This window comes from Enterobacter sp. N18-03635 (assembly GCF_004006055.1).
Lineage (GTDB): Bacteria > Pseudomonadota > Gammaproteobacteria > Enterobacterales > Enterobacteriaceae > Enterobacter > Enterobacter vonholyi.
Genome location: NZ_CP034769.1, coordinates 900055 through 924666, shown reverse-complemented (window position 1 = coordinate 924666; position 24612 = coordinate 900055). Strand labels below are relative to the sequence as shown.

Sequence of the window (24612 nt, the reverse complement as noted above, 5' to 3'; positions counted from 1 at the left end):
AATCGAAACGTAAACATTTCTTTAGCACAGCAAAATAATTTCATAAGGATATTATTAATATGAAAATAAATTTCATTGAAATTAAGAATTTCAGAAAGTTGAAGTCTGTCCGCATAGATATTGCAGAAAAAACCACTCTCTTTGTTGGTGCTAACAATAGCGGTAAAACGGCTGCAATGGAGGCCTTAGGACATTTCCTCGTTGATGCCTCGCGGTTTAGCGTAAATGATTTGACACTTTGCAATTGGGCAAAAATAAAAGATATCACTGAACAATGGTTAACTGAGGAAAATATAGACCTTGCTAAATCACAGGAAGCTTTCTCAGATCTTTTTCCTTGCATGGATATTTGGATCGAAGCGAAAGAAAATGAGCTCCAATATGTCAATCATATACTACCAACGTTAGAGTGGAATGGAGGTTTAATTGGAGTAAGACTGAGATATGAACCCAAGAAATTTGATGTTTTCTTTGAGGACTTCATATCTTCCCGCCAAAATTCATTAGATATACACGACCGAATTTCTGAGCGGATTGATAAAGAAAATTACACAATAGCATTGTGGCCTAAAGATATTTATGAATATCTTTCAAGAAAGTTGAACTCAATGTTTACAATTAAGTGTTATAGCTTAGATCCTTCGAAATTAGAATCATCTGATAATGGAATAGCCAAACCCCAAAGAATAGACAGTCAGCAAACATTACTTGATGGCATACCTCTCAAAGATCTAATAAGAATTGATGAGATCAATGCACAACGTGGCTTTGGAAGCCCCTCTGCTGCCGACAAAGAGAATAGCAAATTAAACACACAGTTGAGAGATTATTATTCGAAACATCTAAACCCAATAGAAAGCCCTGAACTATCAGATATCGAAGCTCTACAAGCCATTCGTGATGCTCAGGATACATTTGATGAAAGATTAAAAAACTGTTTCTCCCAAGCCATAAAAGAAGTTGAAGGCCTCAACTATCCAGGAGTAACTGATCCTAAACTAAAAATCTCTACAAAAATAGAACCAATTGATGGCTTAAATCACGACTCAGCAGTTCAATATGAGTTAACTAATGCTTTAAGCAATGTATCTTTAGACTATTTAAGATTGCCAGAGAGTTATAATGGACTAGGTTATCAAAACTTAATCTCAATTGCATTTAGACTAATGGGGTTCAGAGATAGTTGGATGAAAGTTGGCAAAGCTACAAATAAAAAATTAGCAGACGACAATCAAGAGGATTTTCCAGCTCCCCTGCATTTGGTTTTGATTGAAGAACCTGAAGCTCACTTGCATGCACAAGTGCAACAAATCTTCATTAGGAAAGCATATGATATATTGAGGAATCATAATAATTTAGGCGATAAAGAAGAGCTTCATACACAACTCATTATAAGCACACATTCGAGCCATATTGCCCACGAGTGTAAATTTTCTTCTTTACGATACTTTAGAAGAATTCCTGCTTGTAAAGAACATGAGATCCCTGTATCAACAGTAATCAATCTTTCCAATGTTTTTGGTGTAAATGATGATACGGAAAAATTTGTAATAAGATACCTAAAGGCAACACATTGTGATTTATTCTTTGCAGATGCAGTAATTCTTGTTGAAGGCCCAGCCGAGAGGATTTTAGTTCCTCACTTAATTAGAAGACACTACCCTTTCTTAAATCAAAGCTACATTACCTTATTAGAGATTGGTGGTAGCCATGCCCATCGACTAAAGAATCTGATTGTTAGTTTGAATCTTTTAACTCTAATTATTACGGATTTAGACCCTAAGGATTCACAAGATGGCAAGGTTAAGCCCTCTAAGAAAGGCAGCGGTTTCGTTACAAGTAATACAACGCTTGCAAGTTGGGTTCCAGAAGTTACCGGTGTCGATGAATTGTATAAACTCACGGAAGATAAGAAAGAAAAGAAATATAATGATTTCTTTTATGTTTACTCAGCTTTTCAGATTCCTGTTTTGGCTGTATTCAAAGGTGTTAACCAAGAATTTTTACCAAACACGTTCGAAGACTCATTAGTCTACAATAATCTAGATTTTTTCAGTAATCTTACTGGTAATGGTTTAGTGAAGAAATTCAAAGCATCAATTACTAATTGCAAAAATGCAGAGGAATTTGGAGAGGAATCATTTTTACACTTATCTAAAGGTAATAAAGCTGAATTTGCATTAGATATACTTTACCATGACGAAAGCGATAAATTAAACACACCTAATTATATAAGTAATGGTCTAAAGTGGCTCGAAGAAAAGATAAAAATAAAACAATTAGAGCTTGTTTCTGATTTAGCCAGTGATGGAGAAAACAAATGACTATCAAACAAACTGAGGAAATATTAGATTCTAATATACATAATTACTTAACGGGCACTCAAAAGCATAGTTTCCTTCTTTATGCTGGAGCTGGCTCTGGTAAAACCAGGACTTTAGTTAATGTTCTGGAAATGATTTTGAAGAGTCACTCAGAAGAGTTCAGGCTAAGAGGAAAAAAAATAGCCGTGATAACATACACCAATGCGGCTTGTGATGAAATAAAAAGAAGAGTTAAATTCAACAAATTAATAGATGTGTCTACAATTCATAGTTTCCTATGGGAGCTAATTAGGCATCACTCCAGTGATATAAAATCTTGGTTAATGGAAAACATTGCTGCGGAGATAGCTGATTTAAGGGACAAACAAAGCAGAACAACTAGAGTTTCACAAGCTTCTTTAGAAAGAGAAAGAAAAATAGTTTCCAAAGAAAAACGTCTGCAAAACTTATCAGATGTATATAAATTCACATACAACCCTACCGGGGATAATAGAACTAAAGACTCTCTAAATCATTCAGAAGTCATTAAACTCGGTTCTTATTTTCTAGACAGAAAATATACAATGCAGAAAATATTGGTTAATCGCCATCCAATTCTTTTAATTGATGAAAGCCAAGATACTAACAAACTGCTAATGAATGCATTACTCGAAGTTGAGAAAAATAACAGAGATACATTCTCGGTGGGTCTGTTAGGGGACATGATGCAAAGGATATACTCTGATGGTAAAAGTGATTTAGAGGCATGCCTTGACGAACACTGGAAAAAACCTGAAAAAAGCATTAACTATCGTTCTCCAAAAAGAGTGGTTGCTTTAATTAATTTAATTAGAAGTCAAGTGGATAATCATAAGCAAAAGGCCAGAGAAGATGCCGAGGAAGGATATGTAAGAATTTTTATAAAAGAATGTCATTCTGATAATAAAGATAGAGATGAATCGTTTGTAAAAAAAAGAATGAGAGAAATTACTTTAGATGATGATTGGGAAAACCATGATTCATTAGTAAACACCCTAATATTAGAACATCATATGGCCGCAACACGTATGGGTTTTATAGACATGTTCACTCCTCTCTATCAAATTGAGCGATTAAAAACTGGGCTTTTAGAGGGCTCTCTGGGTAATATAAATTTCATTTGTGGAATTGTTTCACCATTAATATCCGCCTGTATTAAAAATGATACTTTTACTATCACTAACATTTTACGAACAAATGCACCCTTATTAAAAAGAGAACATCTTTTAAAAAACACAAATAATACCTCGCCACTTACACAGATCAGAAACTCTCTTGATATGTTAAAGAGTTTTATTTCTACAAACCCCGAACTTATCACAATTAATTTACTACATAAGATAAATGAAATAAAATTACTTGACGTCCCAGATTCTATACAAGAAATCCTAGAAAGTAACAATAACTCACAAGATGATATCATTGAAGCTTGGCAGAAAGCGTTTAGCTCTCCTTTATGTCAATTTGATAAATATTATAATTATGTCAAAGGGAAGACAAACATCGATACTCATCAGGGAGTTAAAGGTCTAGAATTTCCTCGTGTTCTAGTTTTAATTGATGATTCTGAGGCTAAAGGTTTTATGTTTAGTTATGACAAACTTTTCGGTGTTAAAGAAAAAACCAAAACTGATTTAGATAATGAGAAAGAAGGTAAAGATACTAGTGAAGACAGAACTAGAAGACTATTTTACGTCACATGTAGTCGAGCACAAAAAAGCCTCGCCATTCTTGCTTATACAGATAATACAGAAATGCTAAGAAAAAACCTACTACATAAAGGATGGTTTGATTCGAGTGAAATAGAAATAATTTAATTAAAAGCAGTAATAGGATATTTTAAAGTGAACTGACATCATAAAAATGTTGGTTCACTTAATACGAACCATCGGTAAGAAACAAAAGTTGGTGTTGAATAATATGTTCACTTATACATCTTGTTATTTTAAGCACACAGTCGACCATTAATGGAGAATAAAATTGAGAACCGTCGAAATACTGCAATACACCTTACGAAAAGGCAGCGGCGCCGCTTTTCACGCCATAATGCAGAAAATCAGTGTTCCCCTGCACCAACGCCACGGGATCGATGTTGTTTCGTTTGGTAACTCGTTACATGACCCGGATTGCTACTATCTGATTCGCGCCTTTGACAGTGCTGAAAGCATGGCTACGGTTCTTAATGCTTTTTACGCAAGTGATGACTGGCGCAGCGGCCCACGCGAAGACATCGTTGGCAGCATAGAGACCAGCATTAAAACAGTGATGAATCTACCATCAGAAAACGTGGAAGGGCTGCGGGTGCAATCGTAGGTCATCAAATTTCACCAAACGCGTTTTGAGCGTATCCAAATTCAGCACTATGAAAATCACCACCCTTAATAAAAAACGCGCCAAAATCGTTCTGAGCGCGTTAGAGCAAAAGAGAAATTCAGGCTATTGCGGTTCTTTTCGCGATTTGTTGCTCTGTTTAATCCGTAGCGCATCAGCTACAGCAACCACACCATCTTCGCAAACAAATGGAGCAACTTCCGGTAGCCCTAACGTAACGCTCTCAAGCACAGCATAGAGGGCTGCTGGTGGATGATCTTTGCTATACCGGTTCTCTGTCTCGCCAGAACCGCGGATATGCCCAACAAACTGCGCACGCGTCTCGCTGTCGATTCCAGCTTGTTTAAGTCTAGTAGAAAACGTGTGACGGAATGAATGGAAAGATTTTTTGCTCTCTTTTTCAAAGCCTAACCGTTCTTTGAGCAACGAGCGATTAAACCAGTCCGAAGCTTTATCGCCATATCCTTTTACAGGGTGGTAAGGAAGCTCGGGAAATAAACGTTCATGGTCTGCTTTCTTCAATGCTTCGCAATAGCGGACTAATCCAAGTTTGATCAATGTCGGATGCAACGGTATTTTCCGCCGCGAATGAATAGTTTTTAGCGACTGATCGGCACGCTCATTGCTGATTTCGAAGAAATAAAACCCGACCGCATCCTGCTTAATATCGTCAAGATAAAGCTGACATAATTCATTTATCCTCGCGCCGGTAAAAAAGCCAATTAGCGGTAGCCAGTAATGAAATGCACGATAATGATGGAATTGCCCCTGACTATTTTTATCGACAGTCCCACGTTTATACCAAGGCATACCAAAAATAGCTTTCAAATCCTCATCAGTGAAATTAGATTTGAAATCCTGATCCATCTTTTCATTTTCAATAGGTGCAAAGAATTTATTCGCAGGAGACTTAATAAAAATGCCTTCTCCATCAGCCCACTGGAAAGCCTCGAAGAGAATTCGCATATATTTACGAACGGCATTATCGCTCATTAGAGGATCACTATTCTCTTTTGCCTTGACAATCAATTCATGAACATCATTGATTTTATATCTTATTTTTGCCAGATCGCGCCTTGCAGGTATCGACCTTAGTAAGCTCTCATATTTACGAAGGAAGTCACGGTCAACTTTTTCAAGCGTTGAATCACCCATGACTTCAAGGAGTAAGCCAAAACCTTCCCGAACTCGATTTTCTGCCTTTTCCGTGAATTTCCCTCCACGCTTGTAGCGAATATATTTTTCACATAACTCGCTCATTTTCACTGAGTAGTATTTACGATTTACATATTCATTATCCGGTATTGATGAGGGCAATAATACAGGGGGAATTGCTTTTGGTTTTTCAGGCATGATTGGAGAAACCGCTGCGCTATGTGACAGCCAAAATAATCGTAAGCGCTCAGCTTGCACACGATGAATCATTAATGAACTAGGCGAGATTTCGACACCGGGAAAGTCAACAAACCAAGCGGCTTTGGATGAAGCCTCTGAGGATTTAAATGCGGTTTCTGCATCCAGCAGCTCGCCAGCGATCATCTGACGTAATATACGTGATAAAACCAGGGGCTGAACATAACCGGTCAGAGAACCTCTGATCCCGATGTTAATGGCACTATCGATGATAAATCCAGAAGCCTCAGGATCATCCTTATCAACGAGTGAAAGATCTTCTACATAGTAGGCAGGACGCCCATCAGCAAGCCAAAAAAGCGGGATATTTGTATCAAGTAGTCGCTGCGCCACTTGTTGCAGGGAAGCGCTCGTTAAACCGCAAAATTCAGCGAGGCTGATCATTCCTTCGCCAGCCAAAGCAGGCGCACTGCTTACCAACTTTTCTCTATCCAATTCTTGATACTCACCCAGACATCGCTGCCAAACAACCAATAGACCTGCGGCAATCGCTCGCGCTTTTCTGATGTCGTTTGTTTCTGTTGAAGCGTGAATCTCACGCTGTCCCGTGTAGAGACGGTATCGGGCGGGAACTGCAATACGGACAACATAAATACCGCTGCTACGGCGATACAGATTATCACGTTGAGCCATCGGCTGTATGACCTCTATGTAGGAGAGGCTACGCGATTTCACTCTGAATGAATTTAAAGTTAATTAAATCAATGAAATAGAAGTGACTGGTGCCGATAATAGGAGTCGAACCTACGACCTTCGCATTACGAATGCGCTGCTCTACCAACTGAGCTATATCGGCCCTGAGAGGCCGGTTACGAGTGTAACCACGGGGCAAAAGGTTAGATCTAACCGGGTGATGCGTCAATGCCCTTTTGAATCAAACGGCTACTTTTGCATCACCCGTGATTATTTACGCACGAATCGTATCGTCACCGAAGCCGATCCACTTATACGTGGTCAGTGCTTCCAGCCCCATCGGACCGCGCGCGTGCAGTTTCTGCGTGCTGACCGCTACCTCAGCGCCGAGGCCGAACTGACCGCCGTCGGTGAAGCGGGTGGAGGCATTCACATACACCGCAGAAGAATCTACTTCGTTCACGAAGCGATCGGCATTGCGCAGCGTACGCGTCAGGATGGCGTCAGAATGCTGCGTGCCATGCTCACGGATGTGCGCAATCGCGTCGTCGAGATCGCTCACGATTTTCACGTTCAGATCCAGTGACAGGAACTCGTCGTCGTACTGCTCCGCGTTGACGGGAACGACGTTAGCCGGGCCATCCTGCAGCAGCGCGAGCGCACTGGCGTCAGCATGCAGCGTCACGCCGCTCTCGGCCATCTGTTTGCTCAGGGCCGGCAGGAAGGCGTTTGCAATGTCCTGATGCACCAGCAGCGTTTCCACGGTGTTACAGGTGCTTGGACGCTGGGTCTTCGCGTTAACGATAATCTTCAGCGCCGGTGCAATCTCAGCGCTGTCGTCTACCACGATATGACACACGCCGATACCGCCGGTGATCACCGGAATCGTCGACTGCTCGCGGCACAGCTTGTGCAGGCCCGCGCCACCGCGTGGGATCAGCATGTCGATGTATTTGTCCATGCGAAGCATTTCGTTGACCAGCGCGCGGTCCGGGCTCTCAATTGCCTGCACGGCACCCGCCGGTAAGCCACACTCTTCCAGCGCCTGCTGAATGACTTTCACCGTCGCGGCGTTGGTGCGCCAGGTCTCTTTCCCACCGCGCAGAATGGCGGCGTTGCCGGTTTTCAGGCACAGGGAGGCGACATCCACCGTCACGTTTGGTCGGGCTTCATAAATAACGCCGATAACGCCGAGCGGCACGCGACGGCGCTCCAGGCGTAAACCGCTGTCCAGCAGCCCACCGTCAATCACCTGCCCTACCGGGTCGGCCAGATTGCATACCTGACGAACATCGTCGGCGATGCCTTTCAGGCGGGCCGGGGTCAACGCCAGACGGTCGAGCATCGCTTCGCTCAGACCGTTGCGGCGCGCTTCCAGTAAATCCTGCTCGTTGGCGAGCAAAATCTCCTGAGACTGTGATTCGAGATAATCAGCGATTTTTTCCAGCACGCGGTTTTTCTCGCGGCTGGAAAGGAGCGCCAGTTTGTAAGAGGCGGCCTTCGCGGCGGCGCCCATTTGTTCCAGCATGTTCTGGCTCCTTAACGAATAATCATGTCATCGCGATGCACGGCAACCGGGCCATATTCATAGCCCAGAATGGCGTCGATCTGCTGCGAATGGTGACCCGCGATGCGGCGCAGGGCATCGCTGTTATAGCGGCTTACGCCGTGGGCGATGTCGCGGCCTTCGAGGTTACGGATACGGATCACTTCACCACGGGAGAAGTTGCCTGTCACGCTTTTAATTCCTTTAGGAAGTAATGAACTTCCTCGTTCCAGAATCGCGGCGGTTGCCCCTTCATCGACGACGAGTTCGCCCGCAGGCGGCGCGCCAAATATCCAGCGTTTACGGTTTTCCAGCGGAGATTCCTGAGCGTGGAAGCGGGTGCCGACGGAGATGCCTTCCATCACGTCGCCAATCACGCCAGGGCGGCTGCCCGCCGCAATGATGGTGTCGATACCGGCGCGGCACGCCACGTCGGCGGCCTGCAGCTTGGTCCCCATCCCGCCCGTTCCGAGGCCTGAAACGCTGTCACCGGCGATGGCGCGCAGCGCATCGTCGATACCATGAACGTCGGTAATCAGCTCGGCTTCCGGGTTAGCGCGCGGATCGGCGGTGAACAGCCCCTGCTGATCGGTCAGAAGCAGTAATTTATCGGCGCCGGCCAGAATGGCGGCCAGCGCCGAGAGGTTATCGTTATCACCCACTTTGATTTCAGCGGTAGCAACGGCATCGTTTTCGTTAATGACCGGAACAATATTGTTGTCCAGCAGCGCGCGCAGGGTATCGCGGGCGTTCAGGAAGCGCTCTCTGTCTTCCATATCCGCACGCGTCAGGAGCATCTGCCCGACATGAATGCCATAGATAGAGAACAGCTGTTCCCAGAGTTGAATGAGTCGGCTTTGTCCCACGGCGGCCAGCAGCTGTTTGGAGGCGATCGTCGCGGGGAGTTCGGGGTAACCCAGGTGTTCACGCCCGGCGGCAATCGCCCCGGAGGTCACAATCACAATACGATGCCCTGCGGCATGTAACTGAGCGCACTGACGTACAAGCTCAACAATGTGGGCGCGATTTAGGCGGCGCGATCCGCCTGTTAAAACACTGGTACCGAGTTTTACCACCAGCGTCTGGCTGTCACTCATGATTCTCTGCCGTTCAACGATAAGGGAAAGTAATGTCAAACGAACGTTTTAACAGGAGTCAGCCCCGTTGCCAACTGCCTTAGCACATCGCGAAACACTTTGTTGCGCGGGATCAGGAAGCGTAGCGGGAGAATTTGACAGTTTTATTACCGAAATAATAAATCACAGTTTTTTAAAATTATTCTTAGTTTGTCATAAAAGTTTCATTCCAGAACGATAAAACCCTTCCTGTTTTTTCACGGGACTTAAGCATGAGCTTATCGTCCAGCGAATTTTTTAGCGCGTTTATAAGACAGGATCGAAAATGAAAAAGAGCACTCTGGCATTAATGGTTATGGGCGTAGTGGCTTCTGCATCCGTTCACGCAGCTGAAGTTTATAATAAAAATGGTAATAAGCTGGACGTGTACGGCAAAGTGAAAGCCATGCACTACATCAGCGATGATGCTACCAAAGATGGCGATCAGACTTACGTTCGTTTCGGTTTTAAAGGCGAAACGCAGATTAACGATCAGCTGACGGGCTATGGCCGTTGGGAATCTGAATTTGCAGGTAACAAAGCCGAGAGCGACTCTACTCAGAAGACGCGTCTGGCGTTCGCGGGCCTGAAGCTGAAAAACTTTGGTTCACTGGATTACGGTCGTAACCTGGGTGCCCTGTATGACGTCGAAGCATGGACCGATATGTTCCCTGAGTTCGGTGGCGACTCTTCCGCGCAGACCGATAACTTCATGACCAAGCGTGCGACCGGTCTTGCCACCTACCGTAACACCGACTTCTTCGGCGCGGTTGACGGCCTGGACATGACCCTGCAGTACCAGGGAAAAAACGAAAACCGTGACGCCAAGAAACAGAACGGTGACGGTTTTGGTACCTCTCTGACCTATGACTTCGGCGGCAGCGATTTCGCCGTCAGCGGCGCCTACACCAACTCTGACCGCACCAACGCTCAGAACCTGCTGGCGCGTGGCCAGGGCCAGAAAGCAGAAGCCTGGGCAACCGGTCTGAAATATGATGCGAACGATATTTATCTGGCTGCAATGTATTCTGAAACGCGCAATATGACGCCAATTTCCGGTGGGTTTGCAAATAAAGCGCAGAACTTTGAAGTGGTCGCACAATATCAGTTCGACTTCGGTCTGCGCCCGTCCCTGGGTTATGTCCAGTCTAAAGGCAAAGATATCGAAGGTATTGGTGACGAAGATCTGGTGAAATATATTGACGTTGGCGCGACCTATTACTTCAACAAAAATATGTCCGCCTTTGTTGATTATAAAATCAACCAGATTGACGACAAAAATAAACTGGGCGTGAGCAGCGATGACATCGTTGCACTGGGTATGACCTACCAGTTCTAAGATTATCCGAATAAGAAAATCCCGGCAGTTGAGCCGGGATTTTTTTTGCCCGGTGGCGCTGCGCTTACCGGGCCTACGGGATAGTGCATTTTGTAGGCCGGGTAAGGCGAAGCCGCCACCCGGCGCTGTGACGCTATCAGGCAGTCAGCTTCACCGCTTCGCTGGAAAAGTCATCTGCGGGTTCGAACTTGAGATCCAGAGTCGCCAGCAGTGCGCTCGCTTTGTCGTGAAACTCTTTCAGGGTGTATTCCAGGCGGTCAATGACTTCCTGATCTTTAATGGTGGTCGCCTGCCAGTTGCCGTCTTTATTAAACAGGCCAAACTGGTAGCTATACGTAAAGCGTTTTTCCTCTGCTTCCATTTCCATCCACCAGCCCCAGAATTCACGTTTTTCGGGTGCAGGCTTCACGTTGACGCATACAGCCAGGCAGTCGAAAAAAAAGCGATTCTCTTCACACTGCTCTTCTCGAATATACGGGCCAAGAGCCATGAACTTCTTAATCAATCTACTTTTCGGGTGTCCACTCGGTAACGTCATTGCGATCTCCTTTTGTGAAGCCACTGTTTTACCAAACCAGCGAAATTTAGCAATCTATTAACACAATCTCTGAGCTATCCAGCGCGTAATCTCTTTCAGTGCTTTGTCGAAATTCTGATAGACCGGGCTGAACGGCACCTCAAGCAATTTGCCATCCGCAGATGACGAAGTGATTAAGCGCGACTCTTCTTCCGGGCTAAACGGATCGTTTTTCCAGAACCCCGACAGCATCGGCGTTTGGCAGCGACGTCCCAGCAAGCCTTGCGTTTTTAACGAGTAGCGATTGAGCTCAACGCGCAGCGCTTCGTCTGATGCATCATGCATGCCAAGACGGCTGGCCAGCACATCAAGGTACATTTCAGGTACGTTGCCCTGACGGGCAGGATCGCTGAGCAGGGCGTGTACAACCGGGCCGAGGCAGGCGACGGCTTTAAGGCGAGAAGATTCAAGGTAAGCCAGACGCACCGCGACGTTCGCGCCGAAACGGAAGCCGAATGCCGCCACGCGGGTGTGGTCAACCCACGGAATGTTTTCCAGCGCTTTTAGCGCATGCTGGTGCAGCAGGCTGGAATCCTGAGTCAGTTTCCATTTGGATGAGAAACCAATTGAAGGCATATCAAGCGTCAGCATCGCGATCCCTTTTGGTGCGAAGTAGCGCTCATACAGGCTGTAATAGTCGATTTGCAGCGAATCTAGCCCGCCGCACATGAGGACGGTCGGGAACGGGCCTTCACCTTCAGGCATATGCAGGAACCCGGTGATGGATGACCCACCCGGAATGGTAAACTCGAGTTCGCGCATCTGGCCCGGCAGGCGTTGAGCTGCCTCTTCGTAAGCGCGATTCGCCAGCGCTTGTGCCTGCTCAGCCAGCTCATCACCTTTCAGATGTGGATACGCGGCAATGGCGTAGAGATTGGCCGCATGCAGCCAGTGCTTGCCGCTGCGCGTGGCATCCTCTTCCTGGCTGGCTTTTTGCTGCCAAACCATCGCCTGTTTAGACCACTCATAGATCCAGTTTCCGCCACGGTAGCCCACCACGGTATCATAGAGTTCGCTGTCGGTACGCTCGGCTTCACTCATCACGATACGTGCCTGCACATCAAGGATTTCACGGGGGTCGATACCGCGCCAGATCCACATCAGGCGGTTAATCATGCGATACCAGTGAGGCACGTTTTTACCGTCTAACGCGGACTGGACGGCAGGCTGGGTACCCGGATTAAAGCGACGCACCAGCGTCGACGTTTCAGGGTGTTTGAAACGGGGTTTGAAGAGAGTCTCGGTGAGATTCGCCTGCGTCATTGCGTTGCCTCCATGAATACGTCATATGAAGACTATTGTAACGCGTGGCAGGCCAAAAAGAACAACGCCCGACATAGCCGGGCGTGTAAAGTTACGTACTGGTATTAACGGCCTGAAATCGGCGGTACAAAGACCACGCCCATATCCCATGGCTGTTCAATCCAGGTATCCTGCGGGATATCAATCACGTAATCGTCAACCAGCGGGCGGCCAGCCGGTTTAGCGAAGATAGTGACGAAGTGCGCTTTAGGATACATTTCGCGGATAGCGACCGCAGTACCGCCGGTATCCACCAGGTCATCAATAACGATGAAGCCTTCACCGTCACCTTCCGCACGTTTCAGCACGGTCAGCTCGCGCTGGTTGTCATGGTCATAGCTGGAGATGCAAACGGTATCGACATGACGAATACCCAGCTCACGTGCCAGCAGCGCCCCCGGTACCAGACCGCCACGGCTGACGGCAATAATGCCTTTCCACTGTTCGGAAGGCATCAGACGCGCAGCCAGTTTGCGTGCGTGAATCTGCAACATGTCCCAGGTGACGACGTATTTTTCGCTCATGTGAAGTGTCCCAGCCTGTTTTTATACGGCTTAAAAAGTGTTCGAGGGGGAAATAGGTTGCGCGAGATTATAGAGATCTGACGCACTAAAAACCAGTGTTTAGCGCCCTCTGCCTGAGTTTTTACATGCTTTATGCTACCAGCCAGCAGAGAAAGTGGTATTCTCAGTTTCATCTCGCAAGCCTGACTTGTGGTAACTATTAACCTGCTAACCCTGTGACCTGCAACCCTGTTTGCAGCGCCTCGACAAGGAGACTTATCGTGTCTGAACTGTCTCAACTATCTCCGCAGCCGCTGTGGGATATTTTTGCCAAAATCTGCTCCATTCCACACCCTTCCTACCATGAAGAACAGCTTGCCGAACATATTATGGGCTGGGCGAAGGAAAAAGGTCTGCATGCTGAACGCGACCAGGTTGGCAATATTCTGATCCGCAAACCTGCAACCGCAGGCATGGAAAACCGCAAACCGGTTGTGCTGCAGGCGCACCTGGACATGGTGCCACAGAAGAACAACGACACCGTTCACGACTTCACCAAAGACCCGATTCAACCGTACATCGACGGCGACTGGGTGAAAGCACGCGGTACCACGCTGGGCGCGGATAACGGCATCGGTATGGCGTCTGCGCTGGCGGTGCTGGCTGACGACAGCGTTGAGCACGGTCCACTGGAAGTGCTGCTGACCATGACCGAAGAAGCGGGCATGGACGGCGCTTTCGGTCTGCAGGCGAACTGGCTGCAGGCGGATATCCTGATCAACACCGACTCAGAAGAAGAAGGCGAGATCTACATGGGCTGCGCGGGCGGGATTGATTTTATCTCTACCCTGCCGCTGTCGCGCGAAGCGATACCTGCGGGCTTCCAGACCTTCAAGCTGACGCTGAAAGGGCTGAAAGGCGGCCACTCCGGCGGCGATATTCACCTGGGTCTGGGCAACGCCAACAAGCTGCTGGCACGCTTCCTGGCAGGCCATGCGGCCGAGCTGGATCTGCGTCTGGTGGATTTCAACGGCGGTACCCTGCGTAACGCGATCCCACGCGAAGCGTTCGCCACCGTAGCGGTTCCAGCAGCAAAAGCGGACGAGCTGAAAAAACTCTCCACCGTATACCTGGATATCCTGAAAAACGAACTGTCGGCGAAAGAGAAGAACCTGACCGTAGTGCTGGAATCTGTTTCTACAGATAAAGCCGCGCTGACCGTACAGTCTCGTGACTCCTTCGTTCAGCTGCTGAACGCGACGCCAAACGGCGTGATCCGCAACTCTGACGTGGCGAAAGGCGTGGTGGAAACCTCACTGAACGTGGGCGTGGTGACCATGAGCGACGACAGCGCGGAAATCATCTGCCTGATCCGCTCCCTTATCGACAGCGGTAAAGAGTACGTGGTGAGCATGCTGGAATCTCTGGGCACGCTGGCGGGCGCGAAAACGTCTGCAAAAGGCAGCTACCCGGGCTGGCAGCCGGATGCAAGCTCTCCGGTGATGGCGCTGGTGCGTGAAACTTACCAGCGTCTGTTCAACAGCACGCCAAACATTCAGGTGATCCACGCGGGTCTGGAATGTGGTCTGTTCAAGAAACCGTATCCGGATATGGATATGGTGTCCATCGGGCCAACCATTACCGGTCCACACTCGCCGGATGAGCAGGTTCATATCGAAAGCGTCGGTCACTACTGGACGCTGCTGACTGAACTGCTGAAAGCGATCCCTGCGAAATAACATCTTCATCCCAGCCCTCTTCCTGTGGAAGAGGGTGAAAAATCCAGGCCCGGTAAGCGTAGCGCCACCGGGCTTTTTTACAATCCCAGAACCAGCTGTCGCTCTAGCTGCGGATCCAGCAGCGTGACGTGCAATCCCACCAGCCTTACCCCTCGCCCGCCCCGGCGCTCTTCCCATGCCTTTTTTGCCGTCGCGATAAGATCGTCTTTATTCAGTCGCGGCCAGACGTGTTCCTGCGTGGTCTGCTGGAAATCGTTGAATTTTAATTTGATACCCTGACGGGCAATCAGCAGGTCCGGCTTCACCTTGATTAAACGCCGTTCCAGCTCAGGATAAAGCTGTTCCGTGATGATCATTTCGCATTCGGACCAGTCATGAATATCTTCAATGAGGGTTCGCTCAACGCCGACGGATTTACGGAGCCGCTCGCTGTTCACATCGCGATCGTCAATTCCCTGGCTGCGCTCCCACAGCACGCGGCCAAACTTCCCGAAACGCTTGAGCAGCATGGCGAGATCGCTTTGCTGCACGTCTTCACAGGTCCGTAGCCCCATGCTTTCCAGCTTTGCGGCAGAAACTTTTCCTACCCCGGGGATTTTGCCGAGCGGCAGCGTTTTTAAAAATGCAGGCACCTCTTCCGGTGTGATGACGTACTGACCGTTGGGCTTATTTAAATCGGAGGCGATTTTGGCAAGGAATTTAACGGGCGCGACGCCCGCCGACGCCGTCAAATTCAGCTCGTTGAAAATCGTCTGGCGGATCTCCTTCGCCATCAGCGTGGCGGAGCCGTGGCAGTGAACGCTGTCGGTCACGTCCAGATAGGCTTCGTCGAGCGACAGCGGCTCTATGAGAGAGGTATAGCGGGAGAAGATTTCCCGGATGTGAAGGGAAGCCTCTTTATAGGCTTCAAACCGGCCGGGCAGAAGCGTGAGATGAGGACAAAGCTTTAAGGCCATCGCCGTCGGCATGGCGCTGCGCACGCCAAATTTGCGCGCAGGATAGTTGGCGGTGCTGATGACGCCACGCTGAACGCGGCTGCCGCCAATGGCGATGGGAATATCCCGCAGCGCCGGGTTGTCTCGCATCTCCACTGCGGCAAAAAAGCAGTCCATATCAACATGGATTATTTTGCGCATAGTATGCCCTCACTTATCACTGGATAAGTATACAGTAAACAAATGAGGGTTGAGAAGCGTGCGTGGAAATTGTCGGGTGACGGCTTTGCCATACCCGACAGACAAGACTAGATAATGCGCTGCTGCTCGCGCGCCATCCTTTTCTTCCGCGCATCGCACGGTTCCGGGCAGTCGCAGACCTTCTCCATACCAATGGAGGAAATACCGCCGCAGCTGCCCTGAATGCTTTTCCGCTTAACGATCCAGCCTAACGACATGCCGAAGATGACAAGCACAAAAACCACAAAGGTTGCCAGAAACGTCAGCATCATCAGCCTCCAAAGTCATCAAGCATGATGTTCTCATCTTCGACGCCGAGATCTTTCAGCATCTTAATCACGGCGGCGTTCATCATCGGCGGACCACACATATAGAACTCGCAGTCCTCGGGCGCCGGGTGCTGTTTGAGGTAGTTTTCATACAGCACGTTGTGAATGAACCCCGTATAGCCCGTCCAGTTATCTTCCGGCTGCGGATCGGAAAGCGCCACGTGGAAGGTAAAGTTCGGGTTTTCACGCGCCAGCTGTTCAAACTCGTCGTCGTAGAACATTTCGCGCAGCGAGCGCGCCCCGTACCAGAAGCTGATTTTACGCTTGCTGCCGAGCCGCTTGAGCTGGTCAAAAATGTGCGAGCGCATCGGGGCCATACCGGCACCGCCGCCGATAAAGACCATCTCCGCGTCGGTATCTTTCGCGAAGAACTCCCCGAACGGACCGGAGATGGTCACCTTATCGCCCGGCTTCAGGGACCAGATGTATGACGACATCACACCCGGCGGCGCATCCGGCACATTCGGTGGCGGCGTGGCGATACGCACGTTGAGCATGATAATGCCCTTCTCCTCCGGGTAGTTGGCCATCGAGTAGGCGCGCAGCGTCGGCTCTTTTACCTCGGATACAAAACGGAAGAGATTGAATTTGTCCCAGTCGGCGCGGTACGCCTGCGGAACGTCGAAGTCCGCATATGCCACGGTATGCTCAGGACACTCAATCTGAATGTATCCGCCGGCGCGGAACGGGACATCTTCCCCTTCCGGTACCCGCAGCTTCAGCTCTTTGATAAAGGTGGCTTTGTTATCATTAGAAATAACTTCACATTCCCATTTTTTGACGCCGAAAATCTCTTCCGGCAGTTCAATCTTCATGTTCTGACGCACTGCGACCTGACAGGCCAGACGGCAGCCCTCTTTTGCATCACGCTTAGTGATATGCGCCAGCTCGGTGGGCAGAATATCGCCACCGCCCTCTTTTACCGTCACGCGGCACTGCCCGCAGGAGCCGCCGCCGCCGCAGGCTGAGGAGACAAAAATACCGTTACCGGAGAGCGTGTTGAGCAGTTTGTCACCCGCTGGCGTGCGGATCTGACTCTGCGGGTCGTCGTTAATATCAATCACCACGTCACCGGAATTCACCAGCTTCGCGCGCGCCGCCAGAATTAACCCTGACAGCACCAGTACGATCAGCGTGAACATCACCACGCCAAGAATAATTTCCATCTGTTAGCCCTTATAGCTGCACACCGGAGAAGGACATAAAGCCCAGCGCCATCAGCCCGGTGGTGATAAAGGTGATCCCTAAGCCACGCAGACCCGCAGGCACGTTGGCATATTTCATTTTCTCGCGGATCCCCGCCATGGTGACAATCGCCAGCATCCAGCCGATGCCGGAACCAAAACCGTACACCACGGATTCACTGAAGTTGTAATCACGCTGAACCATAAACGAGACGCCACCAAAGATGGCGCAGTTCACCGCGATCAGCGGGAGGAAGATCCCCAGCGCGTTGTACAGCGACGGGAAGTACTTATCGAGGATCATCTCGAGGATTTGCACCAGCGCCGCGATCACCCCGATAAAGGTGATGAAATTCAGGAAGCTGAGATCAACCCCCTCCACCAGTGCGCCGTCACGCAGCACAAAGTTGTAGACCAGATTGTTAATCGGAACCGAAAGCCCCAACACAACGGTGACCGCCACGCCCAGCCCAAATGCCGTGGAGACCTTTTTAGACACGGCAAGGAACGTACACATGCCCAGGAAAAACGCGAGCGCCATGTTTTCAACAAACACCGCCCGCACAAATAAACTCAGGTAATGAGCCATCGTCGGTTACTCCTTTTCCTGCTGTTCTGGTCTCAACGTACGAATCAGCCAGATCAACAAACCGATAATGAAAAATGCGCTAGGGGCCAGCAGGAACAGGCCGTTTGGCAGATACCAGCCGCCGTTCTGCACCGTGTCCAGCACCGTGATGCCAAACAGCTTGCCGCTGCCAATCAGCTCGCGCAGAAACCCAACCGTAAGCAGGATCACGCCGTAGCCGAGGCCGTTGCCGATGCCGTCCATAAAGCTCGCCAGCGGCGGCATTTTCATGGCGTAGGCTTCCGCACGCCCCATGACGATACAGTTAGTGATAATCAGCCCGACAAACACCGAGAGCTGTTTGGAGGTTTCATAGGCAAAGGCGCGCAGCAGCTGATCGACCACGATCACCAGCGAGGCGATGATCGCCATCTGGATGATGATCCTCACGCTGTTGGGGATGTGGTGGCGGATCATCGAGATAAACATGCTGGAGAACGCCGTGACCAGCGTAACCGCCAGCGTCATCACTACCGCCGTTTCCAGTTTGGTCGTCACCGCCAGGGCTGAACAGACGCCCAGCACCTGCAGCGTGATCGGGTTATTGGCGAGCAGTGGGCCAATGAGTACTTTTTTGACTTCTTTCAGTTCACCGGTATCAGCCATTGTTCAGCGCTCCTTCACGTACGTTTTTCAGGAAAGGACCAAAGCCCAGCTCGCCCATCCAGAAATCAAAACTGTGCTGCACGCCTTTTGATGTGAGCGTGGCGCCGGAAAGCCCGTCAACGGCGTAGTCATCACCGGAACGAGCCGCCCCTTTCATCACCTTCAGCGCAGGCAGGCCGTTATCGTCGAGCACTTTCTTGCCGACAAACTGTGCCCGCCAGTTAGGGTTCTCAACTTCACCACCCAGCCCCGGGGTTTCGCCCTGGTCGTAATACGTAATGCCTTTGACCGTGCGGCCATCGGTATCAAGAGCGACAAAGGCATACATCATTGACCACAGACCATTACCGTAAATAGGCAGTACCACTTCCTGAATGCGTTTTTGGGGATCGCGAACCAGATAAACTTCGGCAAGGTTGCTGCGACGCTTAATCCCCGCGGGATCTTGGGATGCCTCCAGCGTCAGGCTCATCTGCGGATCTTTAAGCGCCAGCGCCTGGTTGAATTTTGCCGGGTCTTTATCGAGCAGTTCACCCGTTTTTAAATCCACCAGACGTGCCGAAATACGTTCAGCAAAGACGGCAGAAACGTCGTCTGCGCTCATTCCTTCCTGCATCAGCCCGGCGACGGCCAGAATGTTGCGCTGTTTATCCAGCGCACGTTGCTCCTGCTGCAGGGGTTTTAACCCCACGGCAGAGCCGGCTACGACAATGGAGCAGACCAGGCAGAGCACCAGTACCACCAGCAGCGTTTTGCTGATGCTGTCGTTATTTTTTACTTCAGCCACGCGCCTTCCTCCGCTTGATGTTGGCCCGCACCACCAGGTAATCGAAGAGTGGCGCAAACAGATTGGCAAACAGAATGGCCAGCATCATCCCCTCCGGGTACGCCGGGTTGACCACGCGGATCAGGACACACATTGCGCCAATGAGCACGCCATAGCTCCATTTACCTTTGTCAGTGAAGGAGGCCGAGACCGGGTCGGTTGCCATGAACATCATGCCGAACGCGAAGCCACCCAGCACCAGATGCCAGTACCACGGCATGGAGAACATCGGATTGGTGGTCGAACCGATAACGTTGAACAGGGTGGCGGTCAGCACCATGCCGATCATCACGCCCGCAACAATTCGCCAGGAGGCCACGCGGCCAAAAAGAATGATCGCGCCGCCGAGCAAAATCATCAGCGTAGAGACTTCTCCGATGGAGCCCGGAATGTTGCCAATAAAGGCATCAAACCAGGTCACGGGCTGACCCGTAGCGTTGTTCACCAGCGTTTCGCCGCCGTGTGCGGCCCACTGTGAAAGCGGCGTCGCGCCGGAAAAGCCGTCTGCCGCCGTCCAGACCAGATCGCCTGAGATTTGCGCCGGATAGGCAAAGAAGAGGAACGCACGTCCCGCCAGCGCCGGGTTGAGGAAGTTCCGCCCGGTGCCGCCGAAGATCTCTTTGGCAATCACCACGCCGAAACTGATGCCCAGCGCCGCCTGCCAGAGCGGTAAGGTTGGCGGGACAATCAGGGCAAACAGAATCGAGGTCACGAAGAAGCCTTCGTTGATCTCATGTTTACGGATGATGGCGAACAGCACTTCCCAGAAGCCACCCACGATAAATACCGTGATGTAAATCGGCAGGAAGAACACCGCGCCCAGCGTCATCATGCTCATCCAGCCCGCGTCTGGCGCGAAGTTCACCCCTAACGACTGGGCCAGGCGGTAGTGCCAGTCAGACTGGATCACCTGCGCCAGCTGCTGCGCATCGTACATGTGGTGCAGCGCCGGAATGGTCTGCAAGCCAACGTTGTACATGCCCCAGAACATCGCCGGGAAGACCGCAAACCATACCAGAATCATCATGCGCTTAAGGTCGATGGCATCGCGAACGTGCGCCGCCCCTTTCGTCACCAGCCCCGGCGTGTAGAAAATAGTCGTCGTGGCTTCATACAACGGGTAGTACTTTTTGAGCTTCCCTTCGGTAAAGTGCGGCTCAATTTTTTCAAAGAGGTGTTTTAAGCCCATCGGTTATCCTTCCTGCTCAATGCGGGTTAACACCTCGCGCAATACCGGTCCATATTCGTGTTTGCCCGGACAGACATAAGTACAGAGCGCCAGATCTTCTTCGTCCAGTTCCAGACAGCCCAGCGCCTGCGCGCTATCGGTATCCCCAGCGAGCAGATCGCGCAGCAGCATGGTAGGCAGAATATCCAGCGGCATGACGCGCTCGTAGTTGCCAATCGGGACCATGGCGCGCTCGCCGCTGTGCGTGCTGGTCGAGAAGCTAAACAGCTTATTACGCAGGAAGTGGCCCAGCGTAGTCCGGGTGACGGAGTATTTTTCCGCACCGGGCAGCACCCAGCCGAACAGCTCTTTTTCGCGCCCTTCCTGCACAATGCTGACCTGCAGATGGAAACGTCCCAGATACGCGTGCGCATTGACAGCATGGCGGCCACTGAGGACCGAACCGGAAATCAGGCGGTTTTCACCCTCTTTCATTTCCCCCACCAGCAGTTCATTGATGTCTGCCCCCAGCAACGTCTTCACCAGGCGCGGGTTTGCAGCCTGCGGTCCACCGATGGCGATTATCCGTTCAGCGCAGAGTTCACCAGCGGTGAAAAGCTTACCGATGGCGATGACGTCCTGATAATTAAGGTGCCAGACCTGTTTCGTCAGGCTTACTGGCTCAAGGAAATGGATGTGCGTCCCGACCAGCCCCGCCGGATGCGGGCCAGCAAACTCATTAAACGTGACCTGCCCTTGCGGATGCCCCCCAAGCTTGCCGCCGCCGGCCTGGCAAACGTGGACTTTCCCCGAAGTCAGGCGGGTTAAAACGGTCAGTCCGTCATCAAAGGCTTTGCGCTGCGCCAGAATAACCGGCTGCGGATCCACGCTGAGCGGGTTGGTGTCGATTGCCGTGACGAAAATCGCGGCCGGTTCCGTGCCCGGAACAGGGGATTTGCTGAAGGGACGCGTACGAAGCGCGGTCCATAAACCGGACGTCAGAAGCTGAGCCTGAACGGCGTCACGGTTCAGCGCAGCGAGTTCTGCGGCGTCATAATGGGCAAACTCACGCTTTTCATCGCCTTCAATGCGGATGACCACCGACTGCAGAACGCGCCGTTCGCCACGGTTGATGGCCACAACGGTGCCGCTCGCGGGGGCCGTGAACATCACGCCGGGATTTTTTTTGCCCTCGAAGAGCGCCTGTCCTTTGATCACGCGATCGCCCTCCTGTACCAGCATTGAAGGGCGCATTCCCAGATAGTCGTCGCCCAAAATGGCGACATGACGGACGCTTGCGCCTGTCGAAACGTGCTGCGCGGGCACGCCTGCAATCGGCAGATCAAGTCCTTTTTTTATTTTAAACATGTGGTTAGCAGGTTTCCATGAACAACAATCCAGTGGGCGCAAAGTGTAACATTTTCCCCTTTCCGCGGGCAGGGTATCCGCCATTGCGCGCGCCAAATTGCGAGCTAATGCGCAAAGTTTTTGGAACCATCGCAATTTTGATGGTTTATTAAGTAAAACTAATTTGTAAACTCACCGCCCGGCTCTTGCGAAAATCTATAGCGGTGCTAATGTGAGCGCTCCTAACAGAATAATCTGATTTCGGGTCTCTTTTGCCGTCCTGGCAAGTTGGTCATGGTTTTATCAAGGAACTAGTAGTATGCGTAAAATCGCATTGTTCATTGCGATGCTTCTGATGCCGTGCATGTCGTTTGCCGGACTGCTCAGCAGTAATAGCTCAACGACGCCGGTCAGCAAGGAATATAAACAGCAGTTAATGGGATCGCCGGTTTATATTCAGATCTTCAAGGAAGAGCGCACTCTCGATCTGTTTGTGAAAATGGGCGAGACATATCAGCTGCTTGATAGTTACAAAATTTGTAACTACTCCGGCGGACTGGGGCCAAAACAGCGTCAGGGCGATTTCAAAAGTCCGGAAGGGTTCTACAACGTTCAGCGCAGCCAGCTCAAGCCTGACAGCCGCTTCTATAAAGCCATTAACATCGGCTTCCCGAATGCCTATGACCGTGCACACGGTTATGAAGGTAAATATCTGATGATCCACGGTGCCTGCGTGTCTATCGGCTGTTATGCGATGACCGACTCCGGCATTGATGAGATTTTCCAGTTCGTGACGGGCGCGCTGGTCTTTGGGCAGCCTAACGTTCAGGTCAGCATCTATCCGTTCCGCATGACGGACGCCAACATGGCGCGTCACAAATATTCTTACTACGCGGATTTCTGGAAACAGCTGAAGCCAGGGTACGACTATTTTGAGCAGACCCACAAGCCGCCGGTGGTCTCTATCGTAGATGGCCGTTACGTGGTCAGCAAACCGCTGAGCCACGAAGTCGTCCATCCACAGCTGGCGTCAAATTACACGGTCCCCGAGACAAAATAGCACCCACTCGCCTGGCATAATCTTTTGCCAGGTTTCGTTGCCCGTCAGCGGCTGCGTTGCGATAACAGTGACCACATCGTTCGGTGTGGTCTCCTTCTGAAAATCTATCTCCACATCCTGATCGAGAAGCGTCGCAACGCCAAACGGCGCACGGCGGGTGATCCAGAACAGATTAGTCGAGCAGAACGCCATCACATAGCGCCCGTCAGAGAGCAGCATGTTGAACACGCCTTTTTCGCGCAGTTCAGTTGCCAGCGTCGCGATGTATTTGAACACGGCGGCCATGTTGCCGGGCGTGCGGGGATAGCGCTCCGTCAGCTTGTGCAGCAGCCAGCAGAAGGCTTTTTCGCTATCCGTCTCGCCGACCGGGCGGAAATTGCCCGTCTCCAGCGATTTATAGCCCGTGAGTTGCCCGTTGTGCGCATAGGTCCAGTTACGGCCCCACAGCTCGCGTGTAAACGGATGGGTATTTTCCAGCGCCACTTCGCCACGGTTAGCCTGACGGATGTGGGCGATCACCGAGCGGGACTTTATGGGATAGTCCTGCACCAGTTTGGCAATCGGTGAGTTAAAGCTGGGCTGTGGATCTTTGAACGTGCGACATCCTTTGCCTTCGTAGAAGGTGATGCCCCAGCCGTCTTTATGCGGCCCGGTTCCTCCACCGCGCTGAACCAGCCCGGTGAAGCTAAAGCAGATATCGGTTGGCACATTGGCGCTCATCCCGAGCAGTTCGCACATACAACACCTCCACAACAGCGGGGGCAAGAGTGCCCCCAGCGAAGTCTTACTTAACCATCTCTTTTTCGATCAGCTGGATCAGGATGTGGATCACTTTGATGTGAATTTCCTGAATACGGTCAGCATAACCGAAGTGCGGAACGCGAATTTCGACATCCGCCGTACCGTCCATCTTACCGCCATCTTTACCGGTCAGGGTGATGACTTTCATCCCTTTTTCACGCGCGGCGGCGATCGCTTTGATCACGTTGCCGGAGTTGCCGGAGGTAGAGATCCCCAGCAGCACGTCGCCTTCACGGCCTACCGCTTCAACGTAGCGGGAGAAGATGTGGTCGTAACCGAAGTCGTTGCCTACGCAGGAGATGTGGCTGACGTCGGAAATCGCAATCGCCGGGTAGCCAGGACGGTTTTCGCGATAGCGTCCGGTCAGCTCTTCTGCGAAGTGCATCGCGTCACAGTGAGAGCCGCCGTTACCGCAGGAGAGCACTTTGCCACCCGCTTTGAAGCTGTCGGCCAGCAGGACCGCTGCGCGCTGAATAGCGTGAATATTGGCATCATCTTTCAGAAAGTTAGCCAGCGTTTCCGCCGCTTCGTTCAGTTCGTTACGAATAAGATCCTGGTACATGAGGATAATCCTTCAGTATTGATGAAATAACACAGTGGAGTGTACCGGATAGCGGGAAAAGCGAGAAGCTAAAGCCATGCGAATCG

Annotated in this window: 22 protein-coding genes and 1 tRNA gene; 6 read left to right on the top strand and 17 right to left on the bottom strand. The window is 50.5% G+C overall.

Annotated features, from left to right (window positions below):
• Window positions 1-59: 59 nt before the first annotated feature.
• From ELK40_RS05060 to ELK40_RS05050, 3 genes are all read left to right on the top strand, one after another.
• Window positions 60-2324, top strand: a complete 2265-nt coding sequence (locus ELK40_RS05060; RefSeq protein ID WP_127729698.1) for an AAA family ATPase — start codon at window positions 60-62, stop codon at window positions 2322-2324.
• Window positions 2321-4159, top strand: coding sequence for a UvrD-helicase domain-containing protein (locus ELK40_RS05055; protein ID WP_127729696.1), 1839 nt, complete (start codon window positions 2321-2323; stop codon window positions 4157-4159). The genes ELK40_RS05060 and ELK40_RS05055 overlap by 4 nt, the downstream gene beginning before the upstream one ends.
• Window positions 4160-4322: 163 nt before the next feature.
• The gene (locus tag ELK40_RS05050) at window positions 4323-4655 is read left to right on the top strand and encodes an NIPSNAP family protein (RefSeq protein WP_127729694.1); all 333 of its coding nucleotides are present in this window, start codon (window positions 4323-4325) and stop codon (window positions 4653-4655) included.
• A 123-nt stretch (window positions 4656-4778) separates the two neighbouring features.
• Here the strand turns inward: ELK40_RS05050 and ELK40_RS05045 are convergent, their stop codons facing one another.
• The 4 genes from ELK40_RS05045 to proB all read right to left on the bottom strand — a co-directional run bounded on the left by ELK40_RS05045 (window position 4779) and on the right by proB (window position 9362).
• Window positions 4779-6719, bottom strand: a complete 1941-nt coding sequence (locus ELK40_RS05045; RefSeq protein WP_127729692.1) for a site-specific integrase — start codon at window positions 6717-6719, stop codon at window positions 4779-4781.
• An 87-nt stretch (window positions 6720-6806) separates the two neighbouring features.
• Window positions 6807-6882, bottom strand: a tRNA-Thr gene (locus ELK40_RS05040).
• 111 nt (window positions 6883-6993) lie between these two features.
• Window positions 6994-8247: a glutamate-5-semialdehyde dehydrogenase gene (proA, locus tag ELK40_RS05035; protein WP_127729690.1), complete on the bottom strand. Its 1254-nt coding sequence runs from the start codon at window positions 8245-8247 to the stop codon at window positions 6994-6996.
• 11 nt (window positions 8248-8258) lie between these two features.
• Window positions 8259-9362, bottom strand: a complete 1104-nt coding sequence (proB, locus tag ELK40_RS05030; protein WP_021242883.1) for a glutamate 5-kinase — start codon at window positions 9360-9362, stop codon at window positions 8259-8261.
• Window positions 9363-9666: 304 nt separating this feature from the next.
• Here proB and phoE point away from each other — a divergent pair, with 304 nt between their 5' ends.
• Window positions 9667-10719: a phosphoporin PhoE gene (phoE, locus tag ELK40_RS05025; RefSeq protein ID WP_111965853.1), complete on the top strand. Its 1053-nt coding sequence runs from the start codon at window positions 9667-9669 to the stop codon at window positions 10717-10719.
• Between the two features lie 136 nt (window positions 10720-10855).
• Here phoE and crl read toward each other — a convergent pair whose 3' ends face one another.
• The 3 genes from crl to gpt form a co-directional block, all read right to left on the bottom strand.
• Window positions 10856-11257 carry a sigma factor-binding protein Crl gene (gene crl / locus ELK40_RS05020; protein ID WP_008500249.1) on the bottom strand — a complete coding sequence of 134 codons (402 nt, stop codon included), beginning with the start codon at window positions 11255-11257 and terminating at the stop codon, window positions 10856-10858.
• A gap of 57 nt (window positions 11258-11314) precedes the next feature.
• Window positions 11315-12559 carry an esterase FrsA gene (gene frsA / locus ELK40_RS05015; RefSeq protein WP_127729688.1) on the bottom strand — a complete coding sequence of 415 codons (1245 nt, stop codon included), beginning with the start codon at window positions 12557-12559 and terminating at the stop codon, window positions 11315-11317.
• Between the two features lie 104 nt (window positions 12560-12663).
• Window positions 12664-13122 carry a xanthine phosphoribosyltransferase gene (gene gpt, locus ELK40_RS05010; protein ID WP_010427903.1) on the bottom strand — a complete coding sequence of 153 codons (459 nt, stop codon included), beginning with the start codon at window positions 13120-13122 and terminating at the stop codon, window positions 12664-12666.
• Window positions 13123-13382: 260 nt separating this feature from the next.
• On the opposite strand from gpt, the gene pepD reads away from it, so the two are divergent.
• Window positions 13383-14840 (top strand): cytosol nonspecific dipeptidase, encoded by a 1458-nt coding sequence (gene pepD, locus ELK40_RS05005; protein ID WP_115874299.1) that lies wholly within the window; start codon window positions 13383-13385, stop codon window positions 14838-14840.
• Between the two features lie 77 nt (window positions 14841-14917).
• Here the strand turns inward: pepD and dinB are convergent, their stop codons facing one another.
• The 8 genes from dinB to ELK40_RS04965 all read right to left on the bottom strand — a co-directional run bounded on the left by dinB (window position 14918) and on the right by ELK40_RS04965 (window position 22124).
• Window positions 14918-15976: a DNA polymerase IV gene (gene dinB / locus ELK40_RS05000; protein ID WP_111965857.1), complete on the bottom strand. Its 1059-nt coding sequence runs from the start codon at window positions 15974-15976 to the stop codon at window positions 14918-14920.
• A gap of 107 nt (window positions 15977-16083) precedes the next feature.
• Window positions 16084-16287, bottom strand: coding sequence for a (Na+)-NQR maturation NqrM (gene nqrM, locus ELK40_RS04995; protein ID WP_023615899.1), 204 nt, complete (start codon window positions 16285-16287; stop codon window positions 16084-16086).
• Window positions 16287-17510 (bottom strand): NADH:ubiquinone reductase (Na(+)-transporting) subunit F, encoded by a 1224-nt coding sequence (gene nqrF / locus ELK40_RS04990; protein WP_127729686.1) that lies wholly within the window; start codon window positions 17508-17510, stop codon window positions 16287-16289. Before nqrF ends, nqrM begins: the two co-directional genes overlap by 1 nt.
• A gap of 10 nt (window positions 17511-17520) precedes the next feature.
• A complete protein-coding gene (gene nqrE / locus ELK40_RS04985) occupies window positions 17521-18117 on the bottom strand; it encodes an NADH:ubiquinone reductase (Na(+)-transporting) subunit E (protein WP_023334613.1) in 597 nt (198 codons plus the stop codon).
• A 6-nt stretch (window positions 18118-18123) separates the two neighbouring features.
• Entirely contained in the window at window positions 18124-18762 is a 639-nt protein-coding gene (locus tag ELK40_RS04980; protein ID WP_115874297.1) for an NADH:ubiquinone reductase (Na(+)-transporting) subunit D, read from the bottom strand.
• Window positions 18755-19549 carry a Na(+)-translocating NADH-quinone reductase subunit C gene (locus tag ELK40_RS04975; RefSeq protein ID WP_115874296.1) on the bottom strand — a complete coding sequence of 265 codons (795 nt, stop codon included), beginning with the start codon at window positions 19547-19549 and terminating at the stop codon, window positions 18755-18757. Before ELK40_RS04975 ends, ELK40_RS04980 begins: the two co-directional genes overlap by 8 nt.
• A complete protein-coding gene (locus ELK40_RS04970; RefSeq protein ID WP_127729684.1) occupies window positions 19542-20777 on the bottom strand; it encodes an NADH:ubiquinone reductase (Na(+)-transporting) subunit B in 1236 nt (411 codons plus the stop codon). The genes ELK40_RS04975 and ELK40_RS04970 overlap by 8 nt, the downstream gene beginning before the upstream one ends.
• 3 nt (window positions 20778-20780) lie before the next feature.
• Window positions 20781-22124, bottom strand: coding sequence for a Na(+)-translocating NADH-quinone reductase subunit A (locus ELK40_RS04965; RefSeq protein ID WP_127729682.1), 1344 nt, complete (start codon window positions 22122-22124; stop codon window positions 20781-20783).
• 298 nt (window positions 22125-22422) lie between these two features.
• On the opposite strand from ELK40_RS04965, the gene dpaA reads away from it, so the two are divergent.
• Window positions 22423-23163, top strand: coding sequence for a peptidoglycan meso-diaminopimelic acid protein amidase (gene dpaA / locus ELK40_RS04960; protein WP_023310497.1), 741 nt, complete (start codon window positions 22423-22425; stop codon window positions 23161-23163).
• Here the strand turns inward: dpaA and ELK40_RS04955 are convergent.
• Both ELK40_RS04955 and lpcA read right to left on the bottom strand, forming a co-directional pair.
• Window positions 23134-23901 carry a class II glutamine amidotransferase gene (locus ELK40_RS04955; RefSeq protein WP_008500262.1) on the bottom strand — a complete coding sequence of 256 codons (768 nt, stop codon included), beginning with the start codon at window positions 23899-23901 and terminating at the stop codon, window positions 23134-23136. The genes dpaA and ELK40_RS04955 overlap by 30 nt on opposite strands.
• Before the next feature lie 46 nt (window positions 23902-23947).
• Complete coding sequence (gene lpcA / locus ELK40_RS04950) at window positions 23948-24526, bottom strand: D-sedoheptulose 7-phosphate isomerase (RefSeq protein ID WP_010427884.1); 579 nt, start codon at window positions 24524-24526, stop codon at window positions 23948-23950.
• Window positions 24527-24612: the final 86 nt, after the last annotated feature.